Here is a 22,141-nt window from a genome sequence, read left to right as displayed (position 1 = left end):
CCTTGGCCAGTGGCAACCGAACCGAATTTGTTAGCACAGGGAGCCTCCCATGCAGCACGAAGCACATACCCACGGCATCAACATGTCGGCGCTGGGTCGCGACAAACAGAGCCTGAACCTCGAGCAGGAAACCGTAGCCATCGAAGTGCCGGGCCTGAGCCTGTTCTACGGCGAAAAACAAGCGCTGTACGACGTCAGCATGAACATCCCGAAACAGCGCGTGACCGCCTTCATCGGCCCGTCCGGCTGTGGCAAGTCCACGCTGCTGCGTACCTTCAACCGCATGAACGACCTGGTTGACGGCTGCCGCGTTGAAGGCGAGATCAACCTGTACGGCAACAACATCTATCGCAAGGGCGAAGACGTGGCCGAGCTGCGTCGTCGCGTCGGCATGGTGTTCCAGAAGCCGAACCCTTTCCCGAAAACCATCTACGAAAACGTGGTTTACGGCCTGCGCATCCAGGGTATCAACAAGAAGCGCGTCCTCGACGAAGCCGTCGAGTGGGCGTTGAAAGGCGCGGCACTGTGGGATGAGGTCAAGGACCGTCTGCACGAGTCGGCACTGGGCCTGTCCGGTGGTCAGCAGCAACGTCTGGTGATCGCCCGCACCATTGCCGTGGAACCGGAAGTACTGTTGCTCGACGAACCGTGCTCGGCACTCGACCCGATCTCCACGCTGAAAGTCGAAGAGCTGATCTACGAACTGAAATCCAAGTTCACCATCGTGATCGTGACCCACAACATGCAACAAGCTGCGCGGGTGTCCGACTACACCGCGTTCATGTACATGGGCAAACTGGTCGAGTTTGGCGACACCGATACCCTGTTCACCAACCCGGCGAAGAAGCAGACCGAAGACTACATCACTGGTCGGTATGGCTAGTTGAGGCCGCCGCGAGCTACAAGCTGCAAGCGGCAAGAAAGAAGCGGTGCGATTCCAGGACTTGTACATAACTGCTTGAAGCTTGCAGCTTGAAGCTTGCAACTTTCGCGGAGCGAAAAAGATGATTAGTAAAGAAGGCCTTACCCACCACATTTCCGCGCAATTCAACGCCGAGCTTGAAGAGGTGCGCAGCCACCTCCTGGCCATGGGCGGGCTGGTGGAAAAGCAAGTCAACGACGCGGTGACCGCGCTGATCGAGGCCGACTCCGGCCTGGCCCAGCAGGTGCGCGAGATCGACGACCAGATCAACCAGATGGAACGCAACATTGACGAAGAATGCCTGCGCATTCTGGCCCGTCGTCAGCCGGCAGCGTCCGACCTGCGCCTGATCATCAGCATTTCCAAGTCGGTGATCGACCTGGAGCGCATCGGTGACGAAGCGACCAAGATCGCCCGTCGTGCCATCCAGCTGTGCGAAGAAGGCGAAGCGCCGCGCGGTTACGTCGAAGTGCGTCACATCGGCGACCAGGTGCGCAACATGGTCCGCGATGCACTGGACGCCTTTGCCCGTTTCGACGCCGAACTGGCCTTGTCGGTGGCGCAGTACGACAAGATCATCGACCGCGAATACAAGACGGCCCTGCGTGAGCTGGCTACCTACATGATGGAAGATCCGCGTTCCATTTCGCGGGTTCTGAGCATTATCTGGGTGCTGCGTTCGCTGGAGCGTATCGGCGACCACGCGCGCAATATTTCGGAGCTGGTGATCTACCTGGTACGCGGCACCGACGTGCGGCACCTGGGTCTCAAGCGCATGAAGGAAGAAGTCGAAGGAACAACCGGCGAAAGCGCTAATGTTCCGGGCAAAACTGACGATAAGTAAGGTTGCCCAAGTAAAGCGCCCGGCCTTTTGGCCGGGCGTTTTTGTTTGAGCTTCACGAATTCGAAAAGCAGCACCCCGCGAACGAAAAGTCCGGCGTGACTGAAGGTTTTTGGCAATGTGCCATCAGCAAGGCGGTATGCTGGCCGGGATTTTTTAAAGGGGTTTTGGATGAGTAAGGTCAATGTGTTGGTCGTGGACGACGCGTCGTTCATTCGTGACCTGGTGAAGAAGTGCCTGCGCAACTATTTCCCGGGCATGCGGATTGAAGACGCGATCAACGGCAGAAAGGCCCAGGCCATGCTGGCCAAGGAAGCCTTCGACCTGGTCCTGTGCGACTGGGAAATGCCGGAAATGTCCGGCCTGGAACTGCTGACCTGGTGCCGCGAGCAAGACACCCTCAAAACAATGCCCTTCGTGATGGTCACCAGCCGTGGCGACAAGGAGAACGTTGTCCAGGCGATCCAGGCCGGAGTTTCCGGTTACGTCAGCAAGCCGTTCACCAACGAGCAACTGATCACCAAGGTCAAGCAGGCGCTGCACAAGGTCGGCAAACTCGACGCCTTGATCAACGTAGCCGCAACCAAAACCAGCCCTGCCTTCGGTAACGACTCCCTTGCCGCCTTGACCGGTGGCAAGGCACCCGTAGCGACCCCAACGGTCGCACCCGCACCGTCCAAAGGCTTGCTCAACAGTCCACCGGTCAAGACGCCTGCGACCTCCTCGGCACCCACCAGTGGCCGTGGCCAGGGTCAACTGCGTTTGCCTAACGGCATCGCGCAATGTGTGATCAAGGCCTTGAGCCTCAAGGAAGCCCTGTTGGTGGTCAAACGCACCGAGACCCTGCCGCAGATCCTCGACAGCGCCGTGCTGGACCTTGAGCAGGGCGACAACGCCGAAATCGCCCGCCTCAACGGTTACCTGCACGCCGTCGTGGCCCACGAACCGAAGCCCGACAGCGACTGGCTGCAACTGACCTTCCGTTTTGTCGACCAGGATGCGCAGAAGCTCGATTACATCTCCCGCCTGATTGCACGGGGTACGGCGCAGAAGCACTTTATTCCTGGCGCTTGATATAAGGTCGCCTGACAGTCCGCTTTCGCGAGCAGGCTCGCTTCCACATTTGTAATGCGTTCTCTTGTGGGAGCGAGCCTGCTCGCGAAGGGGCCATCACTGTTACCGCACATCTGCTGAACACCTTTTCTGAAACAACTGCCGACTACCCGGGTCCATTGCAGCTGCTAGGCTCAATCCCAGATCTCACTCGACAGAATCCTTGCTCATGTTCACGCGCCTGCTGTTTTTATGTGGCTTGTTCATGGTCGCCACCTCGGCCGTGGCCATGACCATCTACAAGTCCAAGGACGCCTATGGCGTGGTTTCCTACAGCGACCGCCCCAGCAAGGGCGCCCATGTGTTCGTTTTTCGCGATGGCATGGTCGAGCACCTTGAGCGTCAGGTGCGCCTCATCATCATGAAGAAGAACGGCGTGCACAGCGTGTACGTGCGCAATGACCTGTATGCGCCGGTAGAAGTCGAATTGAGTTTTGCCGGGGTGAAGAACGCCAGCGGCGTGCCGGGCGGAACGATTCGGCGGGTGATACCGCTACGCAGCAGCGTTCGTCTGGCGCGGCTCACGGCGACTAAAGGCGGGAGGTCCCTCGCATACGTCCCGAAGTTCAAATACTCCCTGGGCGACCCCTCTGGGCCCACGGTGGGCTATCGGTACCCGTTGCCCTGGCGTGGTGGACCATTCCGGATCAGTCAGGGCGCCAATGGCCCCTACAGCCACTTCGGGCCCAAGAGCCGATATGCCATAGACATCGCAATGCCTGAGGGCACGCCGATCATTGCCGCGCGAGGCGGGGTGGTGGTGAAAACCGAGAACAGGCAGAGCGGGCGCGGCACCGACGCTTCCGGCAATTTCGTGCGGGTGCTGCACGATGACGGGACCATGGGTGTTTACCTGCACCTGAAGAAAGGTTCGGTCTGCGTTCGGGAAGGTCAGCGGGTAACGGTAGGCAGTGCGTTGGCGTTGTCCGGCAACACCGGCAACAGCACCGGGCCGCATTTGCACTTCGTGGTGCAGCGCAATACCGGGCTGGGGCTGGTCTCGATTCCGTACCAGTTCAACCAGCCGGTGGGTGCGCTGCCCAACTTTGCGTTGGGCGGGAAGTGAAGTTTTCGGTGATCAACTGTGGCGAGGGGGCAAGCCCCCTCGCCACAAAATGCCCTTCAGCCGCAGATCAATCCAGCATCAACACCTTGGCCAGAACGATCTTCGGCCCTTTCATCTTCTTGATGATGATCCGCAGGCCTTCGACTTCCAGCACTTCTTCCTCTTCCGGAACGCGCTTGAGGCTCTCATAGACCAGCCCGGCAAGGGTTTCGGCTTCGACGTGGTCGAGGTCGATGCCCAGCAACCTTTCAACCTTGAAAAGTGGCGTATCGCCCCGCACCAGCAGCTTGCCCGGCTGATACGCGAGGATCCCGCGTTCGGCCTTGCGGTGTTCGTCCTGGATGTCGCCGACCAGCACTTCCAGCACGTCTTCCATGGTCAGGTAGCCGATGATGTTGCCGTCGGCCTCTTCGACCACGGCGAAGTGCGAGCCGCCCTTGCGGAACTGCTCCAGCAACTGCGACAGCGGCATGTGCCGCGACACGCGCTCCAGCGGGCGGGTCAGTTCGGCCAGGTTGAACGACTCGGGAATGTGGTCCAGCGCCGCCAGTTCCAGTAGCAGATCCTTGATGTGCAGCAGGCCGACGAACTCCTGGCGCTCGCTGTCGTACACCGGGTAGCGGCTGAACTTGTGGCGACGGAACATCGCCAGGATCTGCTTGAGTGGTGCGTTGAACTCCAGGGTCACCAGGTCTTCGCGGGAGTTGGCCCAGTCGACCACTTCCAGTTCACCCATTTCCACTGCCGAGGCCAGCACGCGCATGCCTTGGTCGCTCGGGTCCTGGCCACGGCTGGAGTGCAGGATCAGTTTCAGTTCTTCCCGGCTGTAGTGATGCTCGTGATGCGGGCCGGGTTCACCTTGCCCCGCAATGCGCAGGATAGTGTTGGCGCTGGCGTTGAGCAGGTAGATGGCCGGGTACATGGCCCAATAGAACAGGTACAGCGGCACGGCGGTCCACAGCGACAGCAACTCGGGTTTGCGGATGGCCCAGGATTTGGGGGCCAGTTCGCCGACCACGATGTGCAGGTACGAAATGATGAAGAAGGCGGTGAAGAACGAGATGCCTTTGACCACTTCGGCCGACTCGACGCCGACTGCGCTCAACACCGGCTCAAGAATGTGGGCAAACGCGGGTTCACCGACCCAGCCCAGGCCCAGGGAGGCGAGGGTGATACCCAATTGGCAAGCCGACAGGTAAGCATCGAGCTGACTGTGCACGGTGCGCAGGATGTGCCCGCGCCAGCCGTTTTTGTCAGCGATGGCCTCGACCCGGGTCGAGCGCAATTTGACCATGGCAAATTCCGCCGCAACGAAAAATCCGTTGAGCAAAACCAGGATCAGAGCAAAAAGAATCATGCCGAAGTCGGCGAAAATTGTAGCGAGGGTCAAGCCAGGGGAAGGGTCCATGATGGAGTTTTGCGGGTTCCGTATATTCGAGAGGGAAGTAAAAAACCGCGCCTGAAAGGCAGGCGCAAGTCAGCCAATGTAGCGGCTGACCGGCCAGTTGCCTAGTGGCGCGTGCTGGCCGGTATCAGTCAGCGGTGCTGATAACCCGTGATTTGGTGACCTGGGCCGGGGCAAAGTGGCAGGTAAAGGTACTGCCGTGGCCCGGCACGCTGCTGATTTCCATGCGTGCCCGATGTCGTAACAAGACGTGTTTGACGATCGCCAGCCCCAGGCCGGTGCCCCCGGTGTTGGAGTTGCGGCTGGAGTCGACGCGATAGAAGCGTTCGGTCAGGCGCGGCAGGTGTTTGGCATCGATGCCGATCCCGGAATCCTGCACGCTCAGGTGCGCCCCTTGGTCATCGCCCCACCAGCGAATGCGGATATTGCCTTCGGCCGGGGTGTATTTCACCGCGTTGAACACCAGGTTGGAAAACGCGCTGCGCAACTCCGCTTCGCTGCCCTTGAGCAGAATCGTCGGGTCGGCTTCCAGGGTGATTTTCTGGTTTTTCTGGCCGGACAACTGCTGCGCGTCACTCTTGATCGATTGCAGCAAGCCGTCGATCGGTACCGGCTGGTTGTCCGACGGATAATCGGTGGCTTCCAGCTTGGCCAGCAACAACAGGTCGTTGAGCAGGGTCTGCATGCGTCCGCCTTGTTGCTGCATCTGCTGCAAGGCACGACCCCAGCGCGGGTTCACCTCGTCGACGTTATCGAGCAAGGTTTCCAGGTAACCGCAGATCACCGTCAACGGCGTGCGCAGTTCATGGGAAACGTTGGCGATGAAGTCTTTGCGCATTTGCTCAAGCTGATGGATGCGCGTCACATCGCGCACCAGCATCAAGTGTTCGTTGTTGCCGTAACGGGTGATGTACAGCTGAATGCGCACGCGGTCGTTGGTTGGCGAAGGGATTTCCAGCGGCTCAGCGTAGCTGTCTTGCTCGAAGTATTCCTTGAAGCGCGGATGGCGCACCAGGTTGGTCACCGGTTGACCGCTGTCCTGTGGCGTCTTGAGGCCCAGCAGGGTTTCGGCGGCGCGGTTCCACCATTCCAGATTGCCGTCGGTGTCGAGCATGATCACCGCATCCTTGAGCGCGGCGGTGGATTCCTGAACCCGGTCGATCACTGCTTGCAGGCGCCCGCGTACCCGTTGGTCGCGGCGTTGCAGGTGGTAGATGCTGTCGAACACCTCGCCCCACAGGCCGTAGCCGTCGGGTGGTGCTTCATCGGGTTTGTGCAGGCGCAGCCACTCGTGCAGACGCAGCAATTGCTTGAGGGTCCAGGCCAGGTAAAGACCCAGGCCTGCGGCGAGGCTCCAGCCGTAATAGCCGGTAATCAGGCCGATCACCAGGCAGGCGGTGACCAGCAGCAGCATGTGGCGAATCAGGGTGCCATGCCAGTTTTGGTTCACTTGACGCGCGTCCTTGTCAGCTTGTCGGGCGGTAGAGGTCCGGGTCAGGCTTTGGTAGAAAAGCGGTAACCGGTGCCGCGCACGGTTTGTACCAGATTTTCGTAAGCATCGCCGAGGGCTTTGCGCAGGCGACGAATGTGCACGTCGACGGTACGCTCTTCAACGTAGACGTTGCCGCCCCAGACCTGATCCAGCAACTGGCCACGCGTGTAGGCGCGCTCCTGGTGGGTCATGAAAAATTGCAGCAGGCGGTATTCGGTCGGGCCCATCTCGGCAGGACGGCCGTCGATGGTCACGCGGTGGCTGATCGGGTCCAGCAGCAGGCCGCCGACTTCGATTGGCGCCTCGCCATCGGTCGGGCCGGCACGGCGCAGCACGGCCTTCAGGCGCGCTACCAGCTCACGGGGGGAAAACGGTTTGGTGATGTAGTCGTCGGCGCCGACTTCCAGGCCCTGGATCTTGTTGTCCTCTTCACCTTTGGCGGTGAGCATGATGATCGGGATGTCCCCGGTCAATTCATCACGCTTGAGACGACGGGCCAGCTCGATGCCGGACGTGCCGGGCAGCATCCAGTCGAGCAGGATCAGGTCCGGTTTGCGGTCGACGATAATGGCGTGGGCCTGCTGGGAGTTTTCAGCCTCCAGGCAGTCATAGCCGGCCATTTCCAACGCAACGGCGATCATTTCGCGAATAGGCGCTTCGTCGTCGACGATCAGAATGCTCCTGCCAACCATGCCCTTAATCCTCTTGTCATTTAACTGTCTTGCGCCGCATTAGATAACGGAATTATTGCAGTCGTGTGACAGTATTTTAGTCGGTCGGCGATTGGCGGGATCCTGGGCTAAGCTTTAAGTCCGAATCCTGACAACCACAAAAGGAAGGTTTCCATGAAGCAAATCTCGCAATCCTTCAAGGCTCTGCTACTGGTCGCGGCGTTTTCCTTGCCGACCATGGCCTTCGCGGCTGAGCCGGCGATGATGAAAGACGGCATGATGGTCGACCATAAGGGCATGACCTTGTACACGTTCGACAAGGACACTGGCGGCACGTCGGTATGCACCGGTGAGTGTGCAAAACACTGGCCGCCGCTCAAGGCTGAAGCGGGTGCCAAGGCTGAAGGTAAATGGACAGTCGTCCAGCGTGACGATGGCACGATGCAATGGGCCTACGACGGCAAGCCGCTGTACTACTACGACGACGACAAGAAGCCCGGAGACAAGACGGGCGACATGAAGAACAAGGTCTGGCACGTCCTCCAAGGGCCGAAGATGTAAGACATCTCATGTAGGAGCGAGCTTGCTCGCGATGAGCGTGAACGATTATGCGGGCTGTCTGGATAACCGCGTCGCTTTCAAATTCATCGCGAGCGGGCTCGCCCCTACACACGATATGGCGTCAACGCACCGCGTAATCCAAAACAATCCCCACAAAAATCGCCAACCCTGCCCAATGGTTGTGTAAAAACGCCTTGAAGCAACGCATGCGGTCCCTGTCGCGGGTGTACCAGAACTCCCAGGCAAAGCAGCCCGCCGCCGCCAGTAATCCAAGGTGGAACCAGCCACCGAGGTCGAACTTCGAACCCGCCAGCAACAGGCAACCCAGCGCCAGCCCTTGCAGGGTCAGGATGATCGCCCGGTCTGCGTCGCCGAACAGAATCGCCGTGGATTTCACGCCGATCTTCAGGTCGTCATCGCGGTCGGTCATCGCGTAATACGTGTCGTAACCCACGGTCCACATCAGGTTGGCGATCCACAGCAGCCACGCGACAGCCGGCAGTTCACCGGTTTCTGCGGTGAACGCCATCGGCATCCCCCACGAAAATGCAGCGCCCAGCACCACTTGCGGGTAATAGGTGTAGCGCTTCATGAACGGGTAACTGAACGCCAGTGCCAGGCCGCCCAACGACAGCCAGATGGTCGCGGCATTGGTGCACAGCACCAGCAGGAAACTCACGCCCATCAGCAGTGCGAAGAATACCAGTGCCTCTTTGGAGCTGATCTTGCCGCTCACCAGCGGCCGCTGCTCGGTACGCTTCACATGACCATCGACCTTGCGGTCCGCCCAGTCGTTGATCACGCAGCCGCCAGCGCGAGTCAGCACCACGCCAAGGACGAAAATCACAATGTTGGCCAGGGAGGGCGAACCCTTGCCGGCAATCCACAGCGCCCACAGCGTAGGCCAGAGCAGCAGGTAAATGCCGATCGGCTTGTCCATGCGGGTCAGCTGAATGAAATCCCAGGCCCGAGGGTTCAAGCGGTTCAAGGACTTGAGCAGGCTTTGGTACATCAACGGTTCTCCGATTGGGCGCAGGCGGCGTCCCACAGGGAAGGCAGGAAAATTTCGGCCACCAAAACGCTCAAGGCGCCGCGGTCGAAGCGCGAGCGGCGGCCCCACAGTCCAGGCGATTGCACCTCGGTGGGCAGCCACGCTTGCGGATAATGGCAAACCTCGATGGCCCGGCGCTGGAAGGCCTGATCGCAAAACAGTAATTCGCCCAGCGAGCGGCTGCCCAGTTCGTCCATGTGCAAGCCGTCGCCTTGCAATGCACTGCGTGACGCCACGCTGCGCGCAAACACCCACGCCTGGCCATGACCACGCAAATACACCTCGCGGACCCAGCCCTCACTGCCATCGGCCAGGTCCAGTGCTGCGCATTCGTCGGCACGCAGGGGCTGCCAGCCTTCGAACATCGGCGAGACGCTGAAGGCGTCATTCGACAAATGAATCAGGCGTCTGGTCAGCGAGCCTTCGTCGAACAGCCAGTCGAGGGTGGAGGCATCGGGGAGGGGCGCCAGTTCGCTGCGCGAGAGCCAGAGAGGAGCTGGAGAGGGGGATTCTGTGTGATGCACAATGAGTCATTATTGGCAGCAAATGAGGCGGCGAGCTTAACATGTCAGCCGCCGATATCGATTGAAATGGCCTGCCGTTGCGCCGAACAGGCTTGCATCCGATGGCTCCGATCAGTACAAAACGCGCTGAGTTGGACGGCAGTGCTACAACCATCGACCGTCCGGCCGGCAAAACGCCTGAACCCTGAGGAAGTACCTGATGAAAAAGTGGCAATGTATCGTCTGCGGCCTGATCTACAACGAAGCCGACGGTTGGCCGGATGACGGCATTGCGCCGGGCACCCGTTGGGAAGACGTCCCGGCAGACTGGCTGTGCCCGGACTGCGGTGTGGGCAAAATGGATTTTGAAATGATCGAAATCGCTGCCTGAATAATTGAGGAGTAAGGAATGAACGCACCTGTCGTAATCATTGGCACCGGCCTGGCTGGCTACAACGTGGCCCGCGAGTTTCGCAAACTCGATAGCGAAACCCCGCTGCTGCTGATTACCGCCGATGACGGGCGCTCCTACTCCAAGCCGATGCTCTCCACCGGCTTCGGCAAAAACAAGGATGCCGACGGCCTGAGCATGGCCGAACCCGGCACCATGGCCGAGCAGCTCAAGGTTGAAATACGCACCCACACGCGCATCAGCGGCATCGACCCGGGCCACAAGCGCTTGTGGATCGGTGAAGAAGCGGTGATCTACCGCGACCTGATCCTGGCCTGGGGCGCCGAAACCGTGCGTGTACCCATTGAAGGCGACGCGGCGGACTGCGTGTTCCCGATCAACGACCTGGAAGACTACGCACGCTTCCGTGCGGCGGCAGCCGGCAAGCGCCGCGTGCTGCTGCTCGGCGCCGGCCTGATCGGCTGCGAGTTCGCCAACGACCTGACCCTGGGTGGCTACGAAGTGCAGCTGGTTGCGCCGTGCGAACAAGTCATGCCGACCCTGTTGCACCCGGCGGCTGCCGCTGCGGTGCAGGCAGGCCTCGAAAGCCTTGGCGCTCGCTTCCACCTCGGGCCGGTGCTCAACCGCCTGCAGCGCGTGGCTGACGGCCTGGAAGCGCACCTGTCCGATGGCCAGGTGATCCCGTGCGACGTGGTGGTCTCGGCCATTGGCCTGCGACCGCGCGTCGACCTGGCGGCTGCGGCCGGTCTGCAGGTCAACCGCGGCATCATGGTCGACCGGCACCTGAAGACTTCCCACGCCAACATCTACGCCCTGGGCGACTGCGCCGAGGTCGACGGGCTGAACCTGCTGTACGTGATGCCCCTGATGAGCTGTGCGCGAGCGCTGGCGCAAACCCTGTCCGGCAACCCGACCGCCGTCACCTATGGCCCGATGCCGATCACCGTCAAGACCCCGGTCTGCCCGTTGGTGGTGTCCCCGCCGCCACGGGGCGCAGAGGGCATCTGGACAGTCGAAGGGCAGGGCGCCGACATCAAGGTTTTATGCCGCGATGCCGCGGGCAAGCTGCTCGGTTACGCCCTCACCGGTGCCGCCGTGATGGAAAAACTGGCCCTGAACAAAGAGCTTCCGGCCCTGTTGGCATAAATACCGGTCGTTCTGTCGGAATCACCCCCCTTTTGCCCTAACAATGGCCGCGCCGATACTGGCGCGGGGCCTCACTGCGTGCCATCCTCACTCCCGTCTGCCGCAGAGTAGAGCACCTGCGGCGCTTTGGGCGCTGCTCCATAGAGAGCAGCACGGACATAACAACAACAAACCGTCAAAGGGGCTTCACTCACATGCGTAAACCAGACCTCGCTGCAGCCATTGCTGAAAAAGCAGACCTCACCAAAGAACAAGCCAACCGCGTTCTCAACGCCGTTCTTGAAGAAATCACCGGTGCCCTGCACCGCAAAGACAGCGTGACGCTGGTGGGCTTCGGCACCTTCCTGCAACGCCATCGCGGTGCCCGCACCGGCAAAAACCCGCAAACCGGTGAACCCGTCAAAATCAAGGCCAGCAACACCGTTGCTTTCAAGCCTGGGAAATCGTTGAAAGACAGCGTTAATCCGTAATCCGTTTTCACCTCCCGCGTAGCGGGGGAGTGGAATAAAAAATGGGCACGCCAACCAGGGTTGGGTGCCCATTTTTTGTGGGGTCTACAGGTTTCATTGAAATCTGCCCCTGAAATCTGCTTTAAAGGTCTGAAAAACTGTAGGGCCGATGCTCGGTGATCTGAGACAGCAGGATCAGATGCTCCACGGCCTTCACCTTCTCTAGATGGTCGATAGTGTCCGGACCGCCGAACATCAGCGCTGGAACAAATCCGTACATCTCGTCGTGGCGCAGGGTGCCGAGTTTTTTCTTTGCGGGCTTGAATAGGTCATCGAAATCGTTGTACTCCACCTCCGTAGACAATAAAAAGTTATGAAGTCTCTTATCCATTTGCTCTTTTGGAAGTGTGGATGTGTGTGTTATGTAGCGAGAAACGATACTGATTATTTTTAGCGAAGCACCCGTTTCTTCCCCCCAAAAGTACAGATCGCCAAAGGCGCTGCGAGCAATCAGGTGGTAGGTGTCAATGGCTTCAAACTTCGTCCCCTCAAGCCAAGACGCTACCATCCTGTCGTATTCCTGAGGGTTTACTATCCAAAAAATCCCATCACCGTAACCGCACCAGCCGTGTTCGGCCCAGTATTCCAATAACTGATTGGGTAGCTTGCCTCTATAGCGTTCGATACTTGATGCTGGGACTTCCTGCCGGTCAACAGGTCCGCCAAATTTCTCTATAAACCTGGCAAATACTTTGTCCACGCGATGCCTCCTTCTTTGTAAGCATCAGATCACTGATCGGTGATTTCATTGAGATCTGCTTCCTGATACCTGCCTTAAAGGTCTGAAAAACTATAGGGCTGAAGCTCGGTGATCTGAGACAGCAGGATCAGATGCTCCACCGCTTTCACCTTCTCTAGATGGTCGAGGGTGTCCGGACCGCCGAACATCAGCGCTGGAACAAAGCCGTACATCTCATCGTGACGCAAGGTGCCGAGCTTTTTCTTCGCGGGTTGGAACAGGTCGCCATAATCGTTGGAGTCCACATCCGTGGATAAAAGAAAGCCTTGCAACTCCCTATCCATTTCTTCGATCGTAATTTCGAAATCATCAAAAACACATCGAGAAAGAACACTGGTTATTTTAAGAGAGGCACCCGTTTTTTCGCCCCACAGGTACAAATCACCGAAGGCGCTACGAGCAATCAGGTGGTAAGCATCACGCTCTTCATATTTCGTATCTTCAAGCCAAGACGCCACTACCCCATCGTATTCCTGAGGATTGACTATCCAAAAAATGCCGTCACCGTAACCGCACCAGCCGTGTTCAGCCCAGTATTCCAACAACTGGTTGGGTAGCTTGCCTCTATAGTGCTCGATACTTGATGCTGGGACATCTTGCCGATCAACAGGTCCGCCAAATTTCTCTATAAACCGGGCAAATACTTGGTCCACGCGATGTCTCCTTATTAGCACTTATGTAGTTTTACGTTGAGAAAAGTTGACTCTCTCATTGAATGGGGCACGTTCTCAGCAGCAGCCTTCAAATTTGCGATTTTCGGTGCCCACTGAGGACCGATACTGGAATTCACTTGTCGATCACCAAAGTCCGCAATGATGTCCTTGCCGCCAGCGCGCAAATCAGGATTATGCAACCCTGCAAGGTTTGACATCGTTTCCTTGGCTTTTTTGATAGCTTCAGCCTCTGCTTCAAGCGGAGTCATGTTTTTCTGGTATTCCCGCTGAAAACGCTTTTGCAACGTAGTTGTTAAATCTTTTCGAGCCCGCTTGGCAGCCGCCCGACTACGCTTCACCGGATTAGCAATATTCTCCAGATACTCATCAACCGTCAGCCGATTCAGCCCGTCCTCTTGCCCCTTCAACTGCCGCTCGAACTCTCCGATTTTAGACGCCGGCATCTTGTCCGCTTTAAAGCATTCGACTTTATGAAGCGGCATGGCGTTCGGTTTGTCACGAGGCGAGTCCTTGTCTTTTCCAGATGGGCGATTTGCTGGCGGCGCGGGCTCCTGCGGGCCAAGTGCACCTCTGCGCGGCTCTGCGGTTTGCAGGTCTGGTCGTTTTTTCAGTGCCTCTTCATGCTTGAGCATCCATTCGCCCAGCCGTGCCCCTTTGGGGCTTGCTCGCATTTCCTGGGCGAGGACATTTACATTACCTCGACCGCGCGTAATGTAAGCAACGATGGCTCCCAGCAGCAGGACGACAACCTCCACATGCCCCAGTGCGATGTGATGGGTTGCTCTTTCTTCGGCAAAAGGATCGTCCCGGCTGAACGGGTTCAACCCTTCCTCGCCACGTGGGCCTTTCCACGCGATGTTGATGCCCGTCAGGTAATACTCGCCAATGCGCGGCAAACCCTCGACGAAAAACTCAGCGACGGACGTCAGACCAAGTATCCCTAATATCCAGGTGCTGACTTGCAATCCCATTGCGGCGCCAGCGGCACCCATGGGAATGGCACCTGCCCCTCCGAGGAATGCGCCTACTCCCGCACCAATTGCTCCTCCGGTCAGCACACTGCCGGCGACGATCATTGCCATTTGAGTAACGACTTCGATCAACTCGTTGAGGATGCTGGAGATGTCGAGGTCAGAGAACCGTTGCCTCAATAGGCGGCCGGCTTCCCACTCGGCTTGGTTGAATGCGTAGCTGACACTGTTGATACGTCGGATGTTGAGAGAAAGGGAGGGGGCACGTTCGTTGAAATGCGTGCGAAAGCAGGCGCCTCCTTGGTATCCCATCTTATGGGTTATACGATTTTCTATTTCGTGCCACGTGGGCACGATTTGCCATAAAAACATTCGAGTGTCTCCCTGACAGTTCGCCCGTTAGTGGACTAGTAACTCCGGTGTCCATGACCGAAATACGCTAACAAGAAATTGGAGGAGGTGATGTAGGAAGACTCTCCTTCAGCGATCAGAAACTTCCTGCATTTCAGAATGTTGCATGTCTCAAAGCGGAACGATCCAAGCTGGCACCTGGATTTTTGCCTGGAGCCGTGGCGCTGGTGATTTGATGTCGAACAACGTGATACGCAGTCAAAGAAACCCCCGATTGTTGGTGACAACAAACGGGTTTGTTTTTTCTGCTTTGCGAGTCAGATGATTCTGCTTTTTTGCTGGGTGATAATCGCTGCCATTTCCGGTTCGTCCAGATGTTCCAGTGCTTGCTCAACTAGCAAATGCACCCCGTCAGCCATGCGACTGATCGCAAGGACAACCGAGCGACGTGAGCCGTCTACATCATCCGCGAGGTCGGCGGCGATGGCGCTGATGGAGAGCAGATCTTCTGAGGCGTTGGCCAGCAGTGCTTCAGTGTTGATGTCAGGACGGACGCTGAAGAGTTGGCCGTTGCGTTTCGGTTGTTTCTGTTTGGCTTGGGTGGTGTAGTGGTTGAAGGTGCATTCGACCGCTTCATTGGTCACTTTGGAATCGGGGGATTCGCAGGGGGATGTGGCTTCGTTATCAGGGGGGTTGGGTGTTGGTTTGAACATGGATGTCGCTTCCTGGAATTAAGAGGCTGGCACCGTTTCGCTTTGCACTTCGAAAGAGGTGGCAGCTGTGCGTTGGTGTGCAAGACCGGTCCAGGTGCCCGGCAGACCCGAAGGTCTCCGACGCACAGCCGCCATAACGATCCGCGAGCATAGGAAAACGCTCGGTGAATTGCCATCAACGATGTGCACCTGAACCGGACTTGCACGTCCGAGTCACCGATTTTGCGGTGGCTTAAAGAGGTTATCGGTGCCGACCCGAATCGCCTAGTTCACGCATGACCCGGCGTTTGGAAGGAAATGTCCGAGAAGTCTGCGGGGTGCAAGATCAAAAGATCGCAGCCTTCTGCAGCTCCTACAGGAATGTGTTTCTACAGGTGTAGGAGCGACACGGGATGCATTCCCACGCATGAGCACGTGAGCGATCGGTGTGACGTATAAGATCGTGACTTGGCAGTCATCATGCGGGAAATGTGGCTTATCTTCTTCTAACGCATCTGGAAGGTGGCGTTCTTGTTTTAAGTCGCTAAACTGCCCCAGCCGTTCATTTTTCTTCTGAGGCTTACGCATGAAATTTCGTTTTCTGCTGTGGATGCTGGGTTTGTTGATGGGTAAGGCCAGCCGGACCAATCCGGCGTTTCAGCAGCAGTTGGGTGACAAGGACCTGGTGTTTCAGTTGCAGACCCTGGACGGGAAAGTGGCGCGGCATTTCCGCGTGAAGGACCAGCGCATCACCAGTCAATCGGGTGTGCATGCCGAGCCTGCGTTTGCGATTGCCTTTAAAGACGCCGCGTATGGCTTTGCCACGATGCAGGCGAAGAACAAGCAGCTGGCGTTCATGACGGGGATTCAGGACAAGTCGATTCAGATCAAGGGCAACCCGGCGCTGGTGATCTGGTTCCAGGGGCTGACGAAGTATTTGAAGCCGAAGAAGGTGTAGGAGCGAGCCTGCTCGCGAGAAACTCAAGCCCCTCCGCGTTTATCCAGGATGCACGCGTCATCGTTGACGACTTTCGCGAGCAAGCTCGCTCCTACAAGGTTTTGGTGATCCTTGTGGGAGCGAGCTTGCTCGCGATGTTTTTCAGCCTTGAGTGAATTGCGATGCCAATTCGCGCAGCAGCATCTCGGCTTCCAGCACTTTGCTTACCACGTCGTTGGCTTTTTCGCGGCTCAGGCCGAGGCGTTCGAGCAGGGCGTCGGGGATGTCTTCGTCCGGGCCGGAGCCGATATTACGGCTGCGCAGCAGGCGCACGGCCAGGCAGACCAGGTTCGGGTACTCGGCGTAGGCGCCGTCGTAGGCTGGGTCGTGCTGGAAGCGCAGTGCTGTGGACAGTTCTTCGGGCATGTCCCAGTGGCGCATCAGCCATGCGCCGATCTGTTCGCGGCTGATGCCCAGCAGGTGTTGCTCGATGTAGCTGTGGCACAGGTGCGGGTTGACCTCCAGGTGACGGCAGATCAGCGAGAAGTGCGGCGGGAACACATGGGCCAGCAGCAGGTAGCCGAAGTTGTGCAGCAGGCCGGCGAGGTAGGTCAGGCCGGCTTCCGGACGCTGGGCGCGCGGCATGGCGCGGGTCAGGCCTTCGATGACGGCGGCGGTGTAGATCGATTGCTGCCAGTACGGGGTGGAGTGTTGCGGGTGGTCCTTGGGCAGGCTCAGGGTTTTGCCCAGGGCCAGGCCCAGCGCCAGGTTGATCACCAGGTCGAAGCCCAGCACGCGCACGATGGCGTCTTCAACGGAGCGGATCTTTCCCGGCGACGCGTAGTAGGGCGATGCCGCCCAGCTCACCACTTGTGCGGCCAGCGCCGGGTCGGTTTCGACCACGCCGGTGATGTCGTCGATGGTGGCGTTGGGGTCGACGCGCAGCTTGATGATTTTTTGCGCGGTTTCGGCCAGCGGCGGAATTTCGATGGTCGCTTCCAGACGCTGCTGGATACGCCGTGCGGTGAACGCCTGGACGGCCTGGGTGATTTCCTCGCGGTCGTCATCGGGGCGGTCGAGGTTGGGACGGATGCTTGTCAGGTTTTCGCCGAAGTTGGCGGCGCTGGCCTTGGTCAGCATGGTCGCCTTGAAGTCTTCGCTGGTGATTTCCAGCAGCACGCCCGGCTCACCGGAGTTGATCAGCAACTTCGGCTCGCGCAGCAGGCTTTCGTCATACAGGCACGGTGAACTGGTCAGCGCCGGCAAGCCCGGCAGCAAGCCGAGATTGTGCTTGCCGAGCATTTTTGTCAGGCGTTCGGTGGGTACGGCGGCGAGGCGGCGACCGGTGAGTTCGGTCAGGCGATTGAGGTCCAGCAATTGGCTCTGCGGGAACAGCACCATCAATACGCCAATGCTGTCATCCAGGAGAACAGCCTGCACTTTGCGCGCGGCATTGAGACCGTGACGGTCCAGCACTTCTTCGTAGGCAATGCCCAACTTGCCCAGCATCAGCCGAATAACCGACGGAGCGTGCGGGGTGTCGGGTGCGAAGGCAACGTCGGTCATGGTCTGTATCCGGACTTAAACAATTGCAGGAGTATAACCAGCTTGCTTGGGGCCACGCCTCAGAAACCGTGACGGTTGTCACACTTGGCCGTATTGTTGGCCATGACGCAGCCATCGATCGAGTAGCGGGCTGACGTGGGTCGGCCAGCGCTCGAGCAATGCCTGGGCGGCATCCCGCACGGCAGGCAGCAAATCGGCATCGCGCATCAGGTCGGCGACCTTGAATTGAAGTAAACCTGTCTGCCGGGTGCCGAGCATTTCGCCGGGGCCGCGCAGTTCCAGATCCTTTTCGGCGATGACGAAACCATCGTTGGTTTCACGCATGATGCCCAGGCGCTGGCGGCCGATCTGCGACAGCGGCGGATGGTAGAGCAGCACGCAATGGCTGACGGCACTGCCCCGGCCGACGCGGCCGCGCAACTGGTGCAATTGCGCCAGGCCCAGGCGTTCAGGGTTCTCGATGATCATCAGGCTGGCGTTGGGCACGTCCACGCCGACTTCGATCACCGTGGTCGCGACCAGCAATTGCAGGTTGCCGGCCTTGAATTCGGCCATCACCGCGGCTTTTTCCGCAGGCTTCATGCGGCCGTGGATCAGCCCGACCTTCAGTTCGCCGAGGGCGGCGGTGAGGTCCTCAAAAGTGGTTTCGGCGGCCTGGCAGGTCAGCTCTTCCGACTCTTCGATCAGCGTGCACACCCAATAGGCCTGACGCCCTTCGGCGCAAGCGCTGCGTACTCGCTCAATGACTTCGACCCGCCGGGTGTCGGTGATCAGCACGGTGTTGACCGGGGTTCGGCCGGGGGGCAGTTCGTCGAGGATCGAGGTGTCGAGGTCGGCGTAGGCACTCATGGCCAGCGTGCGCGGAATCGGCGTAGCGGTCATGATCAGCTGATGCGGGCACATGCGCCCGCCGACGCCTTTCTGCCGCAGGGCCAGACGTTGCTGTACGCCGAAACGGTGCTGTTCGTCGATGATCACCAGTGCCAGGTTCTTGAATTGCACTTCGTCCTGGAACAGCGCGTGGGTGCCGACCACCATCGGCGTGCCGCTGGCGATTTGCTCCAGCGCGGCGACGCGGTTCTTGCCCTTGAGCTTGCCGGCCAGCCACGCGACTTCAATGCCCAGCGGCTCGAGCCAGCGCTTGAAGGTGATGAAGTGCTGCTCGGCGAGAATCTCGGTGGGCGCCATCAGCGCGACCTGATAACCGGCCTCCAGCGCTTGCAGTGCGGCAAGGGCGGCGACCACGGTTTTGCCGGCGCCGACATCGCCCTGGATCAGCCGCAGCATCGGTTCGTGCTGGCTGAGGTCATAGGCGATTTCGTTGCCGACCCGCTGCTGGGCACCGGTCGGGCTGAAGCCGAGGTTGGCCAGGTATTTGGCTGGCAGCTTGGTAGCTTTGGGCATCGCGGGCGCACGCAGGGCGCGCATGCTTTCACGAAGGCGCTGTTGCGACAGTTGATGGGTCAGCAGTTCTTCGAAAGCCAGACGGTGCTGTGCCCAGTGGTGACCGAGGGCCAGTTCATCGACGTCGGCATCGGCGGGCGGGTTGTGCAGGTAGCGGATCGCATCGGCCAGCGGCGCCAGTTGGTAGTCGCGGGCCAGTTCGCTCGGCAGCCAGTCGGGCAGGCTGCTGGGGCCGAGCAGGGTGAGGGTCTGCATGCACAACTGGCGCAAGCGCTGTTGGGTCAGGCCTTCGGTGAGCGGGTAGACCGGGGTCAGGGTTTCATCCACTGGCGGCGGTTCGTCGCCGGTGATGGCGCGGTATTCCGGGTGGTAGATCTCCAGCCCCGAAGCACCGGGCCGCGCTTCGCCGTAGCAGCGAATCCGCGTGCCGCGTTTGAGACCTTCCTTTTGCGCGTTGCTGAAATGGTAGAAGCGCAGGCTGAGTCCGCCGGTGCCATCCTGCAACCGGACCACCAGGCTGCGCCGACGCCCCATGACCACATCGGCACCGCTGACAGTGCCTTCGATGACCGCATCCTGACCGGGCCGCAGTGCGCCGATCGGCACCACGCGAGTGCGGTCCTGATAACGCAGGGGCAGGTGAAACAACACGTCCTGGAGGTTTTCCAGGCCGACCTTGGCCAGTTTCTCGGCCATGGCTTCACCGACACCCTTGAGTGCCGTCACCGACACTTGCGACAACTCGCTCATGACCGTTGCTTAGCCCGCAGCGACTTGCGCCGCTGGCTTGGCCACCGAGCACAGGCGAATGGAGTCGGCGAGGATTTCAATCGCTTTCGGGCGCGGGAAGCTGGCGCGCCAGGCAATGGCCACGGTGCGGAACGGTACGGGTGCCGACAACGGACGCACCTCGATCACGCCGGGGGCGTAGTGATGGCTGTCGACCGCCGACAACGGCAGGATCGAAATCCCGAGACCCGAGGCGACCATGTGGCGAATGGTTTCCAGGGAGCTGGATTCCACCGTGGTGTGCTTGGCGCCGTCGTTGCCTTTGGTCAGGGCCGGGCAGGCTTCCAATACCTGATCGCGGAAGCAGTGGCCTTCGCCGAGCAGCAGCAGGCTCTTGTCGTTGAGCAGGCTGGCGTCGATGGATTCCTTTTGTGTCCACGGGTGCTGCGCCGGCATCAGCACGTAGAACGGCTCGTCGTAGAGCTGCAGGGTCAGCACGTCGGCTTCATTGAACGGCAGGGCGATGATGATCGCGTCGAGCTCGCCGTTGCGCAGTTTGTCGCGCAGCACGTGGGTGAAGTTTTCTTCGATGTACAACGGCATCTGCGGGGCGACCCGGTGCAGTTGTGGAATCAGATGCGGAAACAGGTACGGCCCGACGGTGTAGATCGCGCCGACTTTGAGTGGGGCGGTCAGCTGGTTCTTGCCGGCCTGGGCCAGTTCGCGGATGCCTTGGGCTTGTTCCAATACCTTTTGGGCCTGGGCCACGATGCCTTCGCCGACCGGCGTCAGGCGCACGGCGCTTTTGCTGCGCTCGAAAATCAGCACACCGAGTTCGTCTTCAAGCTTTTTCACACCCACCGACAGGGTCGGCTGGCTGACGTGGCAACGCTCGGCCGCGTGGCCGAAGTGCTGCTCTTGGGCGAGGGTAACGATGTAGCGTAATTCTGTGAGGGTCATAGCAAGCGTCCATGTAGTTGCGGGCCAAGCATACCGGCTGCAATCGATAGACGCACGTTATCAGACTGAGACTGTCGCGTGACACCGGGTTATACCGGTTTGCCGCTGGCAGATAAGCGAAAGGCACCTTTCGGTGCCTTTTATCGTTGAAGCGTGATCATGTGGGAGCGGTCTTGCTCGCGAAAGCGGTGTGCCAATCAACATGGATGTTGAATGTGTCGGCCTCTTCGCGAGCAAGCCCGCTCCCACATTTACCGTCGACGTTTTTCCAGCGAATAAACAAACGGTGCAACGATTTCGATGGAGCCATTTGTCAGCATGTCGGCCGGTGGCTTGGGCAGCGGTTGGGCGCGACGGATCATTTCCAGAGTGGCCCGGTCCAGATCCGCAGTGCCCGAGGCGCCTACCAGCTCAAACGACAACACATTGCCTTCGGCATCCACGACGAAACGCAGACGGTTCATGCCTTCCTTGCCCCGCGCCTGGGCACTTGCAGGGTACTTTTTGTACTTCTGCAGGTGTGCCAACAGCGTGCCTTGCCAACTGGCCTTGGCCGCCAATTGAGCAGGCGATGGGCCCGGCGCAGGCTGGGCGGATTTCTCCGTTGGTGCCTGAGTCTGTTGCGTTTCGGCAGGCTTTTCCTCGGCCGGTTTTTCCTTCGGCGGTTCGGGTTTTTTCTCTACCGGCTTGGGCGGTTGCGGCTTCGGCTTGGGTTTGACCGGCTTGGGCACGGCAATTTCAGCTTTCGGTGCTTCAGCGAGCTTGGGTATCGGCAGTTCTTCAACCGGAGCCGGTGGCTGCGGAGGGGTGACGACCTTCGGCGGAGCAGGCGGTGGCGGGGCAGGAACCGGTGCCAGTTCGACCAGCATTGCCTGAGGGGGCAATTCGATGGGCGGACGGGTGGACCAGTTCAGCGCCAGCGCAATGGCCAGCGCGTGAACACCCAGCACCACGGCCAGGCTACCGCTGTAACGCGTCAGCTTATGGCGCGTCGTGATCATTTCTTGGCTGCCGTCTCGAGTCCGACCAGACCTACCTTCAGGTAACCGGCGGAACGCAGGTTGTCCATCACGCTCATCAGGTCGCCGTAATCCACGCCTTTGTCGGCCTGGAAGAAGATTGTCGTGTCTTTCTTACCCTGGGTCTTGGCGTCGAGGGTGGCGCCGAGTGCTTCGGCCTTCACTTCGTCTTCACCAAGGAACAGGCGCTGGTCTGCCTTGACGCTGAGGAACACCGGTTTCTCTGGCCGCGGAGCCGGCTTGGCGGTCGAGGCGGGCAGGTCGACCTTGATGTCCACGGTGGCCAGCGGGGCCGCCACCATGAAAATGATCAACAGCACCAACATCACGTCAATGAACGGCGTAACGTTGATTTCGTGGTTTTCGGACAGATCGTCGTCTGCCCCTTCTTTCAAATGCAGGCCCAT

At 59.4% G+C, this 22,141-nt stretch carries 23 protein-coding genes; 9 read left to right on the top strand and 14 right to left on the bottom strand.

From position 1 onward, the window contains the following. The first annotated feature begins 49 nt into the window (after positions 1-49). The 4 genes from pstB to KGA98_RS04425 all read left to right on the top strand — a co-directional run bounded on the left by pstB (position 50) and on the right by KGA98_RS04425 (position 3,942). A complete protein-coding gene (pstB, locus tag KGA98_RS04440) occupies positions 50-883 on the top strand; it encodes a phosphate ABC transporter ATP-binding protein PstB (protein ID WP_007971742.1) in 834 nt (277 codons plus the stop codon). 121 nt (positions 884-1,004) lie between these two features. Then, entirely contained in the window at positions 1,005-1,766 is a 762-nt protein-coding gene (gene phoU / locus KGA98_RS04435; protein ID WP_057712724.1) for a phosphate signaling complex protein PhoU, read from the top strand. 168 nt (positions 1,767-1,934) lie between these two features. Then, positions 1,935-2,837, top strand: coding sequence for a response regulator (locus KGA98_RS04430; RefSeq protein ID WP_090452179.1), 903 nt, complete (start codon positions 1,935-1,937; stop codon positions 2,835-2,837). A gap of 208 nt (positions 2,838-3,045) precedes the next feature. Continuing rightward, a complete protein-coding gene (locus tag KGA98_RS04425) occupies positions 3,046-3,942 on the top strand; it encodes a peptidoglycan DD-metalloendopeptidase family protein (protein WP_223501502.1) in 897 nt (298 codons plus the stop codon). Between the two features lie 67 nt (positions 3,943-4,009). Here the strand turns inward: KGA98_RS04425 and KGA98_RS04420 are convergent, their stop codons facing one another. The 3 genes from KGA98_RS04420 to phoB form a co-directional block, all read right to left on the bottom strand. Then, on the bottom strand, positions 4,010-5,350 hold the full coding sequence (locus KGA98_RS04420; RefSeq protein ID WP_007975205.1) for a hemolysin family protein: 1,341 nt from the start codon (positions 5,348-5,350) through the stop codon (positions 4,010-4,012). A gap of 124 nt (positions 5,351-5,474) precedes the next feature. Then, positions 5,475-6,761 (bottom strand): phosphate regulon sensor histidine kinase PhoR, encoded by a 1,287-nt coding sequence (gene phoR / locus KGA98_RS04415; protein WP_259674430.1) that lies wholly within the window; start codon positions 6,759-6,761, stop codon positions 5,475-5,477. 80 nt (positions 6,762-6,841) lie between these two features. Further along, complete coding sequence (gene phoB / locus KGA98_RS04410; RefSeq protein ID WP_003229608.1) at positions 6,842-7,531, bottom strand: phosphate regulon transcriptional regulator PhoB; 690 nt, start codon at positions 7,529-7,531, stop codon at positions 6,842-6,844. 153 nt (positions 7,532-7,684) lie between these two features. On the opposite strand from phoB, the gene KGA98_RS04405 reads away from it, so the two are divergent. Continuing rightward, the gene (locus KGA98_RS04405; RefSeq protein ID WP_090452175.1) at positions 7,685-8,071 is read left to right on the top strand and encodes a hypothetical protein; all 387 of its coding nucleotides are present in this window, start codon (positions 7,685-7,687) and stop codon (positions 8,069-8,071) included. Between the two features lie 121 nt (positions 8,072-8,192). On the opposite strand, the gene ubiA is transcribed toward KGA98_RS04405, so the two are convergent. Together ubiA and KGA98_RS04395 are read right to left on the bottom strand one after the other, a co-directional pair. Further along, positions 8,193-9,083 carry a 4-hydroxybenzoate octaprenyltransferase gene (ubiA, locus tag KGA98_RS04400; RefSeq protein ID WP_057712729.1) on the bottom strand — a complete coding sequence of 297 codons (891 nt, stop codon included), beginning with the start codon at positions 9,081-9,083 and terminating at the stop codon, positions 8,193-8,195. Further along, a complete protein-coding gene (locus KGA98_RS04395) occupies positions 9,083-9,646 on the bottom strand; it encodes a chorismate--pyruvate lyase family protein (RefSeq protein ID WP_223501500.1) in 564 nt (187 codons plus the stop codon). Before KGA98_RS04395 ends, ubiA begins: the two co-directional genes overlap by 1 nt. Before the next feature lie 199 nt (positions 9,647-9,845). Here KGA98_RS04395 and KGA98_RS04390 point away from each other — a divergent pair, with 199 nt between their 5' ends. The 3 genes from KGA98_RS04390 to KGA98_RS04380 all read left to right on the top strand — a co-directional run bounded on the left by KGA98_RS04390 (position 9,846) and on the right by KGA98_RS04380 (position 11,653). After that, the gene (locus tag KGA98_RS04390) at positions 9,846-10,016 is read left to right on the top strand and encodes a rubredoxin (RefSeq protein ID WP_007995385.1); all 171 of its coding nucleotides are present in this window, start codon (positions 9,846-9,848) and stop codon (positions 10,014-10,016) included. An 18-nt stretch (positions 10,017-10,034) separates the two neighbouring features. Further along, positions 10,035-11,183 (top strand): NAD(P)/FAD-dependent oxidoreductase, encoded by a 1,149-nt coding sequence (locus KGA98_RS04385; RefSeq protein ID WP_223501498.1) that lies wholly within the window; start codon positions 10,035-10,037, stop codon positions 11,181-11,183. Positions 11,184-11,377: 194 nt separating this feature from the next. After that, the gene (locus KGA98_RS04380; RefSeq protein ID WP_003195589.1) at positions 11,378-11,653 is read left to right on the top strand and encodes an HU family DNA-binding protein; all 276 of its coding nucleotides are present in this window, start codon (positions 11,378-11,380) and stop codon (positions 11,651-11,653) included. A 121-nt stretch (positions 11,654-11,774) separates the two neighbouring features. On the opposite strand, the gene KGA98_RS04375 is transcribed toward KGA98_RS04380, so the two are convergent. The 4 genes from KGA98_RS04375 to KGA98_RS04360 all read right to left on the bottom strand — a co-directional run bounded on the left by KGA98_RS04375 (position 11,775) and on the right by KGA98_RS04360 (position 15,140). Beyond that, a complete protein-coding gene (locus KGA98_RS04375; protein WP_223501491.1) occupies positions 11,775-12,392 on the bottom strand; it encodes a GAD-like domain-containing protein in 618 nt (205 codons plus the stop codon). Positions 12,393-12,466: 74 nt separating this feature from the next. Then, complete coding sequence (locus KGA98_RS04370) at positions 12,467-13,084, bottom strand: GAD-like domain-containing protein (protein ID WP_223501487.1); 618 nt, start codon at positions 13,082-13,084, stop codon at positions 12,467-12,469. 14 nt (positions 13,085-13,098) lie between these two features. Then, positions 13,099-14,448, bottom strand: coding sequence for a DUF6861 domain-containing protein (locus tag KGA98_RS04365; protein WP_223501483.1), 1,350 nt, complete (start codon positions 14,446-14,448; stop codon positions 13,099-13,101). A 296-nt stretch (positions 14,449-14,744) separates the two neighbouring features. After that, entirely contained in the window at positions 14,745-15,140 is a 396-nt protein-coding gene (locus KGA98_RS04360) for a DUF6124 family protein (protein WP_223501475.1), read from the bottom strand. A 565-nt stretch (positions 15,141-15,705) separates the two neighbouring features. On the opposite strand from KGA98_RS04360, the gene KGA98_RS04355 reads away from it, so the two are divergent. Beyond that, a complete protein-coding gene (locus KGA98_RS04355; protein WP_057395891.1) occupies positions 15,706-16,077 on the top strand; it encodes a hypothetical protein in 372 nt (123 codons plus the stop codon). 141 nt (positions 16,078-16,218) lie between these two features. Here KGA98_RS04355 and KGA98_RS04350 read toward each other — a convergent pair whose 3' ends face one another. The 5 genes from KGA98_RS04350 to exbD form a co-directional block, all read right to left on the bottom strand. Next, positions 16,219-17,622 (bottom strand): aminoacyl-tRNA deacylase and HDOD domain-containing protein, encoded by a 1,404-nt coding sequence (locus tag KGA98_RS04350; protein ID WP_223501473.1) that lies wholly within the window; start codon positions 17,620-17,622, stop codon positions 16,219-16,221. Positions 17,623-17,700: 78 nt separating this feature from the next. Continuing rightward, positions 17,701-19,776 carry an ATP-dependent DNA helicase RecG gene (gene recG / locus KGA98_RS04345; RefSeq protein WP_150812723.1) on the bottom strand — a complete coding sequence of 692 codons (2,076 nt, stop codon included), beginning with the start codon at positions 19,774-19,776 and terminating at the stop codon, positions 17,701-17,703. Positions 19,777-19,785: 9 nt separating this feature from the next. After that, entirely contained in the window at positions 19,786-20,715 is a 930-nt protein-coding gene (locus KGA98_RS04340) for a hydrogen peroxide-inducible genes activator (protein WP_223501469.1), read from the bottom strand. Between the two features lie 251 nt (positions 20,716-20,966). Continuing rightward, positions 20,967-21,716 (bottom strand): energy transducer TonB, encoded by a 750-nt coding sequence (locus tag KGA98_RS04335; RefSeq protein WP_223501465.1) that lies wholly within the window; start codon positions 21,714-21,716, stop codon positions 20,967-20,969. After that, positions 21,713-22,141, bottom strand: coding sequence for a TonB system transport protein ExbD (gene exbD, locus KGA98_RS04330; RefSeq protein ID WP_007989589.1), 429 nt, complete (start codon positions 22,139-22,141; stop codon positions 21,713-21,715). The genes KGA98_RS04335 and exbD overlap by 4 nt, the downstream gene beginning before the upstream one ends.

The organism is Pseudomonas sp. BF-R-24, assembly GCF_019947335.1.
In the GTDB taxonomy this organism is placed as follows: Bacteria; Pseudomonadota; Gammaproteobacteria; order Pseudomonadales; family Pseudomonadaceae; genus Aquipseudomonas; species Aquipseudomonas jessenii.
This window is presented reverse-complemented; position numbering and strand designations above follow the sequence as displayed.

Excerpts from the sequence above, each read along its gene's own strand:
- pstB (WP_007971742.1), top strand. The coding sequence starts at position 50 with ATGCAGCACGAAGCACATACCCACGGCATCAACATGTCGGCGCTGGGT.
- phoU (WP_057712724.1), top strand. The coding sequence starts at position 1,005 with ATGATTAGTAAAGAAGGCCTTACCCACCACATTTCCGCGCAATTCAAC.
- KGA98_RS04430 (WP_090452179.1), top strand. The coding sequence starts at position 1,935 with ATGAGTAAGGTCAATGTGTTGGTCGTGGACGACGCGTCGTTCATTCGT.
- KGA98_RS04425 (WP_223501502.1), top strand. The coding sequence starts at position 3,046 with ATGTTCACGCGCCTGCTGTTTTTATGTGGCTTGTTCATGGTCGCCACC.
- KGA98_RS04420 (WP_007975205.1), bottom strand. The coding sequence starts at position 5,350 with ATGGACCCTTCCCCTGGCTTGACCCTCGCTACAATTTTCGCCGACTTC.
- phoR (WP_259674430.1), bottom strand. The coding sequence starts at position 6,761 with ATGCTGCTGCTGGTCACCGCCTGCCTGGTGATCGGCCTGATTACCGGC.
- phoB (WP_003229608.1), bottom strand. The coding sequence starts at position 7,531 with ATGGTTGGCAGGAGCATTCTGATCGTCGACGACGAAGCGCCTATTCGC.
- KGA98_RS04405 (WP_090452175.1), top strand. The coding sequence starts at position 7,685 with ATGAAGCAAATCTCGCAATCCTTCAAGGCTCTGCTACTGGTCGCGGCG.
- ubiA (WP_057712729.1), bottom strand. The coding sequence starts at position 9,083 with ATGTACCAAAGCCTGCTCAAGTCCTTGAACCGCTTGAACCCTCGGGCC.
- KGA98_RS04390 (WP_007995385.1), top strand. The coding sequence starts at position 9,846 with ATGAAAAAGTGGCAATGTATCGTCTGCGGCCTGATCTACAACGAAGCC.
- KGA98_RS04385 (WP_223501498.1), top strand. The coding sequence starts at position 10,035 with ATGAACGCACCTGTCGTAATCATTGGCACCGGCCTGGCTGGCTACAAC.
- KGA98_RS04380 (WP_003195589.1), top strand. The coding sequence starts at position 11,378 with ATGCGTAAACCAGACCTCGCTGCAGCCATTGCTGAAAAAGCAGACCTC.
- KGA98_RS04365 (WP_223501483.1), bottom strand. The coding sequence starts at position 14,448 with ATGTTTTTATGGCAAATCGTGCCCACGTGGCACGAAATAGAAAATCGT.
- KGA98_RS04360 (WP_223501475.1), bottom strand. The coding sequence starts at position 15,140 with ATGTTCAAACCAACACCCAACCCCCCTGATAACGAAGCCACATCCCCC.
- KGA98_RS04355 (WP_057395891.1), top strand. The coding sequence starts at position 15,706 with ATGAAATTTCGTTTTCTGCTGTGGATGCTGGGTTTGTTGATGGGTAAG.
- KGA98_RS04350 (WP_223501473.1), bottom strand. The coding sequence starts at position 17,622 with ATGACCGACGTTGCCTTCGCACCCGACACCCCGCACGCTCCGTCGGTT.
- recG (WP_150812723.1), bottom strand. The coding sequence starts at position 19,776 with ATGAGCGAGTTGTCGCAAGTGTCGGTGACGGCACTCAAGGGTGTCGGT.
- KGA98_RS04340 (WP_223501469.1), bottom strand. The coding sequence starts at position 20,715 with ATGACCCTCACAGAATTACGCTACATCGTTACCCTCGCCCAAGAGCAG.
- KGA98_RS04335 (WP_223501465.1), bottom strand. The coding sequence starts at position 21,716 with ATGATCACGACGCGCCATAAGCTGACGCGTTACAGCGGTAGCCTGGCC.
- exbD (WP_007989589.1), bottom strand. The coding sequence starts at position 22,141 with ATGGGCCTGCATTTGAAAGAAGGGGCAGACGACGATCTGTCCGAAAAC.